Origin of the sequence: Vibrio sp. V12_P9A6T4, from assembly GCF_963874835.1 — a bacterium.
Taxonomy (GTDB): Bacteria; Pseudomonadota; Gammaproteobacteria; order Enterobacterales; family Vibrionaceae; genus Vibrio; species Vibrio anguillarum.
Genome location: NZ_CAWNJO010000064.1, coordinates 20,016 through 27,982 on the forward strand (window position 1 = coordinate 20,016; position 7,967 = coordinate 27,982).

Genomic DNA, 7,967 nt, shown 5'->3' on the forward strand with positions numbered 1-7,967 from the left:
ACGTAGCAATGTCTTCTGCATTTTATCAACAGATCCAAAACCAGCTTGAGGAAATCAAAGCGGAAGGTCTGTATAAATCTGAACGTGTGATTACCTCGCAACAACAAGCGGCGGTCGAAATTTCTACTGGTGAAGAAGTGTTGAACTTCTGTGCCAACAACTACCTTGGTTTGGCTAATCACCCTGCGTTGGTTGAAGCGGCGAAGCAAGGCATGGACAGTCACGGCTTTGGTATGGCTTCGGTACGTTTCATCTGTGGTACGCAAGATATTCATAAGCAACTGGAACAGAAGCTCTCTCAATTCTTAGGTAAAGAAGATACGATTCTTTACACCTCATGTTTTGATGCAAACACCGGTTTATTTGAAACTATTTTAGATAAAGAAGACGCGATTATCTCTGACGCGTTGAACCATGCCTCAATCATTGATGGTGTGCGTTTATGTAAAGCGATGCGTTTTCGTTACTCCAACAATAACATGCAAGAGTTGGAACAGCAGTTGATCGCAGCCGATGCGGCGGGCGCTCGTAATAAGCTCATCGTAACGGATGGTGTATTCTCAATGGATGGCGTAGTCGCAAACTTGCCCGCGATTTGTGATTTAGCCGATCAATACAACGCGCTCGTCATGGTGGATGATTCACACGCGGTTGGATTTATGGGTGCAAATGGCCGTGGCACGCATGAATACCATGATGTGATTGACCGTATTGATATCATCACCGGTACCCTTGGTAAAGCGATGGGTGGTGCCTCAGGTGGCTACACTTCCGGTAAAAAAGAGGTAATTGATTGGCTTCGTCAACGTTCACGTCCTTATTTATTCTCTAATTCGGTTGCGCCAGCGATTGTTGCAGCATCGATTCGCGTGCTGGATTTACTGGCAGAAAGCGCCGCGCTTCGCGACCAACTTTGGGATAACGCCGCGCATTTCCGTACTCGTATGGAAGGCGCGGGGTTCACTATGGGTGGCGCGGATCACGCCATCATCCCGATTATGCTCGGCGATGCTATCGTTGCAGCAGAGTTTGCAGAACGAGCACTAGCTAAGGGCATTTATGTTGTTGGTTTCTCGTTCCCTGTCGTGCCAAAAGGCCAAGCTCGTATTAGAACACAAATGTCAGCCGCGCATAGCCGCGAGCAACTCGACCACGCCATTGATGCGTTTATTGCTGTTGGCCAAGAAATGGGGCTCATTAGATGAAAATTAAAGCATTATCCAAACTTAAACCAGAGCAAGGTATTTGGATGACCGAAGTGCCAATGCCTGAGCTTGGTCACAACGATCTGCTGATTAAAATTAAGAAAACCGCAATTTGTGGCACCGATGTTCACATCTATAACTGGGATGAGTGGTCACAAAAAACCATCCCAGTGCCAATGGTGGTTGGCCATGAATACGTCGGTGAAGTGGTTGGCATTGGTCAAGAAGTTCGCGGTTTTGAATTAGGTGATCGCGTGTCTGGCGAAGGTCATATTACTTGCGGCCATTGTCGAAATTGCCGCGGTGGTCGTACTCACTTATGTCGTAATACTGTGGGTGTTGGTGTGAACCGCACTGGTGCATTTTCTGAATACTTAGTTATCCCTGCGTTTAATGCTTTCAAGATCCCAGATGGTATTTCCGATGATCTAGCCTCGATTTTTGACCCATTTGGTAACGCGGTACATACCGCATTGTCATTTGATTTAGTCGGCGAAGATGTGCTGATCACTGGTGCTGGTCCAATCGGTATCATGGCGGCCGCAGTGGCGAAACACGTTGGTGCGCGCCATGTGGTGATCACCGATGTCAACGAATATCGCCTTGAACTTGCGCGCAAAATGGGCGTGACACGCGCCGTGAATGTTGCGGAACAAAAGTTAGAAGAGGTCATGAGTGAACTTGGCATGACAGAAGGTTTTGACGTCGGCCTTGAAATGTCAGGCGTACCGAGTGCCTTTAGTTCTATGCTGAAAACCATGAATCACGGTGGTCGTATTGCTTTATTAGGTATCCCACCTTCAGATATGGCGATCGATTGGAACCAAGTGATCTTCAAAGGTTTGGTGATCAAAGGTATCTATGGCCGTGAAATGTTCGAAACTTGGTATAAGATGGCAAGCCTCATTCAATCTGGCCTCGATCTAACGCCAATCATCACTCACCATTACAAAATTGATGACTTTCAAACGGGCTTCGATGCTATGCGCAGCGGGCTTTCTGGCAAAGTTATCCTTGATTGGCAGTAACCGGAAATCTCTCCACAAAGCGCTCCATAAGGGGCGCTTTGTTTTTGATTAGCACTGTTTTTATAAACAGTAAAGTGGAAAATAAAACCGTATTCAACCTTTCAAAAAGCCCCAATTTAGCCCCAAACACTTTCAAAAATTCCACTGCTAGTCACCAGTTTAGCCCCAAGATTTCGAATCAAGGTTTGAGGTATCTGTTCTTCAAAAGGCTAATGGTTGGTGTTTTTTGTTGCTCAAAATCGTTTTTGGACAATTCCTTGTCAGTGGCTTTCCTAAATTAGCATCTCACGGATAATTTCAGGTATTGCAAACCTTCAATCAAGTCGCCAAATTCACTCAGCCACTACAGACTTACTTTCTAACCTTTTTCGCATATATGGGCTTTTCATATCGACAATCCAATTCAATATAGGTGTAGGGTCTTTAGTAACTGGGTATGCTGCATCACCCTCGATCCAAGGCCACACTAAAAGAGCTTTATACTGAGCAGTCGTTGATATTGTATTGTTATTTTGAAAGTACGTAATGATCTCTTCAGGAGCTTTTATACATTCAAGTACATCAGCTTTAAAGTAATCGTACATAAAATCGGTACTTTCTATAGATTTTTGATGAATTATCGAGTTTCTAAGTTTCTCTAGATTCTTAAATTTGGTGAAAAGCCTTTGCGGAAGCTGTTTACAGCTATAGATTTCAGGTAATAGAGATTTAAATTTATCGCTCAAACTGAGCCAACGTTCTATACCTTCCTTATTATAAGATTCTTGAATTCCTTGTTTTGGTTTGTCTTTATAATGTACAAATTCAGAAGGAATACTGATGTTTGCGAATGCTTCAAGTGCGGTATAACCAAATACTATAGCGGTTTGAACTAGCTCTATGTAATCCGATATAAGAGTACAGTTTTCCCATAACTTTTCAGATCTAAGCTCACCCTCATCATAGCTTTTAGATATCGTGTCTTTATGCATTTTTTCTGCACGTTGAAGTGCTTTTTTACTGTTCGAAAGTAGTAGCGAAATATTGTTTGGAACAAAGTAACTAATAGATTTATTTTTGTTCAACTTAACGCTATCAACCTCTTGGAACGCAACGTTCATCTGGTAAGTTGGATTTGGGTGTTCTCTAGAATCAATACAAAAAGGTTTAAGGGCACGAATGTCATAGTAGCCATATTTAGTAACGTCTGTACCTACGACCATCATAGAGCGAACTCCGTTTTTCTCAGATTTTTTAGCCAATTTTTAACCTCAACAGAAAGTCCAAATTAGAATCATGATATCAAAACTCTGCATACTCAATAAGTAGATATACAACAATACGGAAAGAGTTTTATAAAGTTGTGGGATAGAAAATGCCACGGATAAAAATTCAACCTATGGCGATTTTGGACATTTGTGAGCTATCGGTTTTGCTAAATTAGTATTTTATGCATTACTTAAAGTATAGCAAAGTGCTCATTAGTAACATTTATTAGCGACTGATGATTAATTTCAATCCTAATCCTCCCATCACTGACCCAGACAAATAATCAATAAATTTTTTAAATTTTAAATACGCTTGACGAGGGCGTGAAGCAGATAAAACTAAAGCAGCAATAAGATACCATCCTGCATTACTCAAAAATGTACAGATTGGAACCGCAATAAAGAAATACATAGGTATGTTTTGCGGAAGCAGTGTTGTAAATACGCTGGCAAATACGATGGCTGTTTTTGGATTACTGAGTTGGATTCCTAAACCTAATAAGTACGAACGAAATAAGGGAATGTCTTGGCATCGAGTAGCATCTATGGTCTGTAACGGAATTCGAGCTGATCTCACAATTCCAAATGCCAAAAACAAGAGATAGCATCCGCCTGCAATTTTAAATATTAAATAGCTTACCGGAATCAGGCTAAAAATTGTTTGTAATCCGAGTAAGGCGGCAACCGATAGAACTAAAGCACCTGTCCCCATACCTAACGCGGTAAAAATCCCATGCCGTCTTGAAAGTGAAATTGCTCGTCTGGCAACAAAGATAAAGCTGGGACCCGGACTCATAGCGCCGAGAGTAAGCGCTCCAGTGATTGCCAATATTGGCATGTATGTTTGCAAATCAATGTCCATGTGTTTGCTCACTAACTATCTATAAAAAACCAGCTCAATGAGCCGGTGATAAAATAAAAAGCAACCAGAAACTTAACTTTATGCTTGATAGGCTTTCGCTAGTTTATCCAAAAATTCGTGTAGCTTTTGGTTCATCTCATCATAGTCATGATTCATTAGTACTTCAGGGGCATCAACGAAACGATAGTTTGCTGCCTTGCTGAGATCATCATTTTCGATCAGCAACGCTACAACATCTTTAGTCAATTCCATATGACACTGAAAACCAAACACCAAATCGCTATAAGCAACGATTTGTCGAGGACAGCCTTCACTGTACGCGACAATTTTGGCGTCTGGAGTCAGTCCCGGCATGTCGTTGTGCCAATGGCCCACTTCCAGAACGGAGCCAAAATGGTCAAACAGTGGATGGGTACTGCCGTCTTTGGTTAGCGTGATAGGGAACTTACCAATTTCGCGTTCAGGGCTATGCGCATAGTGAGCACCTAATGCTTCACCAATGAGTTGAGATCCCAAACAAATACCAAGTACTACTTTTCCTGCATCAATCGCTTTTGTTATTACTGCCTGTTCACCTTTGGTATCGAAATGAGCACATTGCTCGATGGTGGTCACAGGATCTTGTGGGCCGCCCATGACAATCAGAAAATCAATATCATCTACTTTTTCCGGAAGAGAGTCACCGTCATAAACCCGAGAGTAAGTCGTTGTATAGCCGCGAGCTTTGGCCCAAGACTCATAAGCTCCCGGAGCTTCAAAATGTTCATGGATGATAAAGTGAATGTGCATCATTTGGCCCTTTTGTTTTTTGATAACAATTGAATGATGATGTTATATCAAAACAAACTGGCGTAATTTATAATAACTGACAATTAATGTAGATAAGCCGCCATTTATGCAAGCTAACAATTTAATCAGAGATTTTCCAGATAAACAATTTATAACTAAAACGACTATCATGGCCTCTGGTTATATTGATGATTTCCATTCACATCCATGGCACCAAATCGTCTTCCCACGCCAAGGTTTGTTACAATCAGACATTAGTGATAAAAGTGGAATAGTCCCTCACAATGGTATGCTCTTTATCCCCGCCAATACCATTCATAAGTCTGTTGCAATTACAGACACACAATTTTTAGCGATTTACCTCAACCCTAACAAACATGTGCAGTATGGAAGTGAGCCTAAATCCTGTCAGGTAAACTTCTTCCTCAAAGAGTTGATATTGCTTTTGTTTGAAAGTGATACGCTTTCACAGCCGGAATCCAACTTGGCACATTTGTTAACGGTCTTACGAGATCAGATCGAGGCAGCAAAAAGTTATGAAATACCACTTCTCATCCCTACGGACAAACGCCTTTTATCTATTTTTCTACAGCTTAAACAGCAACCTGACTTACCGTTTACGTTAAAAGAATGGGCAAAAAAAGTCGGAGCATCTGAGCGCACATTGTCCAGATTATGTGCGAAAGAGTTCTCTCAATCATTTGCTCTGTGGCGACAAAATATAAGGCTGGTTTTATCTCTGCCATTATTAAGCTCGGAAATGAGCATACAGGAAGTTGCTATGGAGTTGGGGTACGCATCTGATTCATCCTATGTACAGGCTTTTAAAAAGCTGTTCAATCAGACACCAAGAAAATACCGAACTGCAAACCTATAAACGAATACAGACTCTCTAATACACGGATTACACCACTTTTGAGATTATTTTTAGTATAGCAAAATCAAGAACCATCTCTGATGCACTATCTGAGACGAAACTCACTTTGGGGCAAAAGTTTGTTGTCATGTCTATCTATTTGGTTGTAGGAGTTATGGTGATTCTGTTCGGTAGGATCAAAAAACCGCCTAATCGGCGGTTATTGATTCCTCACTTTTTCTAGCTCTTGCCATACCCGTTCGGATTCTTTCTTGTTCGATTCAACCAGCCATTTACCGTAGACCCTTGCGACCATGGTGATATCTGCGTGGCCCATTTGTTGTGCCAAGTAACTCACGTTGACGTTAGCGTGAGTGATCATCCAACTGGCGTAGGTATGTCGAAGTTGATACTGATTACGGTATCGGACGCCTCCTTTTTTACACAGTGCCGTCCACATTCGGCCTAGTGCACGTTTACCGTAATAGTCATATCCACTGACCTTCTGCTCCCGAACGACTTTGGGATTGAACACAAAACGCAGAGACTCTTTTCTGTAGGCCTGACCGGGTAATTCGACATCGTACTCTTTAGGCTCTAACGAGTAGGTTAAATATTGTTGAGCTTTTAAAGCATCTAAAGCGGGTGGCAGTAGGTCAACAAACCGCTCTTTGTCTGTTTTGGTGGTTTTTAATCCGCGCATATCATAAGTTGAACGGCGGATATGAATCGTTTTATTCTCAAAATCCACATCCTCCCACGCCAGTGCACAAAGCTCGCCACTGCGTATGCCACTATAGACAATCAATGTCACGATATTGCGGTGTTGCAGTTGGTGGCTGTGTTTCAAAATACTGTCAATCTCCGCCATCGAAAAGGGTTGAATATCGACTTCGCTTTCTTTCACCCTTTGCAAAACCTTGGACAAATCGCGACTGACGTATTCCATTTTATAGAGCCAAGCTAGGAAGGCGTTGATTGTCACCAAATTTCGATTAATGGTGCGACCCGTTTTTCCTTTAACTAGCTCTTGGCGAAACTCCGTTAATGTGCGAGGTGAAAGAGTGTCACTACTTCTTGTTTTTCCGTATATTTCAATAAAGTCCCTTAACACCCAATCATATCTTTGCAACGTAGAACGGCGGATATCGTGATCTTTGTAGTCAAGGAACTGCTTGGTAAGTTGCTGTAAATTCTTTGCCTGCGGCACACCTGATGCGTGTTTCGACTCTGGAAAATGCGTGGAGTAGTTAAAAGTCCCGATTTTCATTTCATAGAGAATGGCTTCTCTTTTCTGTCTCGCAAAGTTTATGTTTTGTTTGTTTGGTGTTAGGCCTAAGGATTCTCTATATCTTTTGCCGTTATAGTAAAAGACGATCCTTAAGCTGTTGCCATGTACTTCAATGCCTGATGGAAGATTATCCGTTATTTGGTTCGATGCCATTTATTCCACTCCTCAATATCAATCATCCAAGTACCACGAATTTTTTTCATGACCGTTGATGGATAAAACCCATCGAGAGCTTTCTCTCTTAGCGTCTTTGCACTGAGGCCTATGACCTCGGCTGCTTTTTTAAGAGTGATGATGGAAATTTGCGATTGACTCATATTGCCTACCTTTCGATGCCATCTTGTTCACCAATCTTTTTGCTGTAGTGCATTGCGCCAAGTTTTTTAGCGAGTGGAGCTGCATCATTGGCAAACATGTTGAGAAATGATGGTGTAATCGTGATTTCTGCAGGGCATTCACGGCTTAGCCCCCAGCTATCGTCTGTGGGATAAAGCGTTAGCGCGATTACTGAACAAAGTAAGCGTTCGCTAAAGTAAGGTGGTGAAGTGGTTACTGTTCCGTATTGGGTATCAATGGTTGCCGCCATGGATAATTCCTCGCATTGTAATTTTGGACTATGAGCAATAGTTGCCCTTGATATGCGTCATTAGTCTCGCATTAGCATCCTATATTACATATTGGAATTATAT

General features: G+C 42.0%; 9 protein-coding genes. 3 read left to right on the forward strand and 6 right to left on the reverse strand.

The window, feature by feature from the left end:
- The first annotated feature begins 8 nt into the window (after positions 1-8).
- Together AACQ42_RS10940 and tdh are read left to right on the forward strand one after the other, a co-directional pair.
- Positions 9-1,205: a glycine C-acetyltransferase gene (locus tag AACQ42_RS10940; protein ID WP_047687710.1), complete on the forward strand. Its 1,197-nt coding sequence runs from the start codon at positions 9-11 to the stop codon at positions 1,203-1,205.
- Entirely contained in the window at positions 1,202-2,233 is a 1,032-nt protein-coding gene (tdh, locus tag AACQ42_RS10945; RefSeq protein ID WP_019281861.1) for an L-threonine 3-dehydrogenase, read from the forward strand. Before AACQ42_RS10940 ends, tdh begins: the two co-directional genes overlap by 4 nt.
- Positions 2,234-2,565: 332 nt before the next feature.
- Here tdh and AACQ42_RS10950 read toward each other — a convergent pair whose 3' ends face one another.
- The 3 genes from AACQ42_RS10950 to AACQ42_RS10960 all read right to left on the reverse strand — a co-directional run bounded on the left by AACQ42_RS10950 (position 2,566) and on the right by AACQ42_RS10960 (position 5,131).
- Positions 2,566-3,474 carry a hypothetical protein gene (locus AACQ42_RS10950; protein WP_141195646.1) on the reverse strand — a complete coding sequence of 303 codons (909 nt, stop codon included), beginning with the start codon at positions 3,472-3,474 and terminating at the stop codon, positions 2,566-2,568.
- Positions 3,475-3,706: 232 nt separating this feature from the next.
- A complete protein-coding gene (locus AACQ42_RS10955; protein ID WP_094165531.1) occupies positions 3,707-4,342 on the reverse strand; it encodes a LysE family translocator in 636 nt (211 codons plus the stop codon).
- A 78-nt stretch (positions 4,343-4,420) separates the two neighbouring features.
- Positions 4,421-5,131 carry a type 1 glutamine amidotransferase gene (locus tag AACQ42_RS10960; RefSeq protein ID WP_094165532.1) on the reverse strand — a complete coding sequence of 237 codons (711 nt, stop codon included), beginning with the start codon at positions 5,129-5,131 and terminating at the stop codon, positions 4,421-4,423.
- 106 nt (positions 5,132-5,237) lie between these two features.
- Between AACQ42_RS10960 and AACQ42_RS10965 the strand changes: the two genes are divergently transcribed.
- The gene (locus tag AACQ42_RS10965; RefSeq protein ID WP_094165533.1) at positions 5,238-6,008 is read left to right on the forward strand and encodes a helix-turn-helix transcriptional regulator; all 771 of its coding nucleotides are present in this window, start codon (positions 5,238-5,240) and stop codon (positions 6,006-6,008) included.
- 199 nt (positions 6,009-6,207) lie between these two features.
- On the opposite strand, the gene AACQ42_RS10970 is transcribed toward AACQ42_RS10965, so the two are convergent.
- From AACQ42_RS10970 to AACQ42_RS10980, 3 genes are read right to left on the reverse strand one after another with little or no spacing between them, the layout of a single operon-like run.
- On the reverse strand, positions 6,208-7,431 hold the full coding sequence (locus AACQ42_RS10970) for an Arm DNA-binding domain-containing protein (RefSeq protein ID WP_094165534.1): 1,224 nt from the start codon (positions 7,429-7,431) through the stop codon (positions 6,208-6,210).
- The gene (locus tag AACQ42_RS10975) at positions 7,413-7,595 is read right to left on the reverse strand and encodes a hypothetical protein (RefSeq protein ID WP_000083580.1); all 183 of its coding nucleotides are present in this window, start codon (positions 7,593-7,595) and stop codon (positions 7,413-7,415) included. Before AACQ42_RS10975 ends, AACQ42_RS10970 begins: the two co-directional genes overlap by 19 nt.
- A 5-nt stretch (positions 7,596-7,600) precedes the next feature.
- Positions 7,601-7,864, reverse strand: a complete 264-nt coding sequence (locus AACQ42_RS10980; RefSeq protein WP_094165535.1) for a hypothetical protein — start codon at positions 7,862-7,864, stop codon at positions 7,601-7,603.
- Between the last annotated feature and the right edge of the window lie 103 nt (positions 7,865-7,967).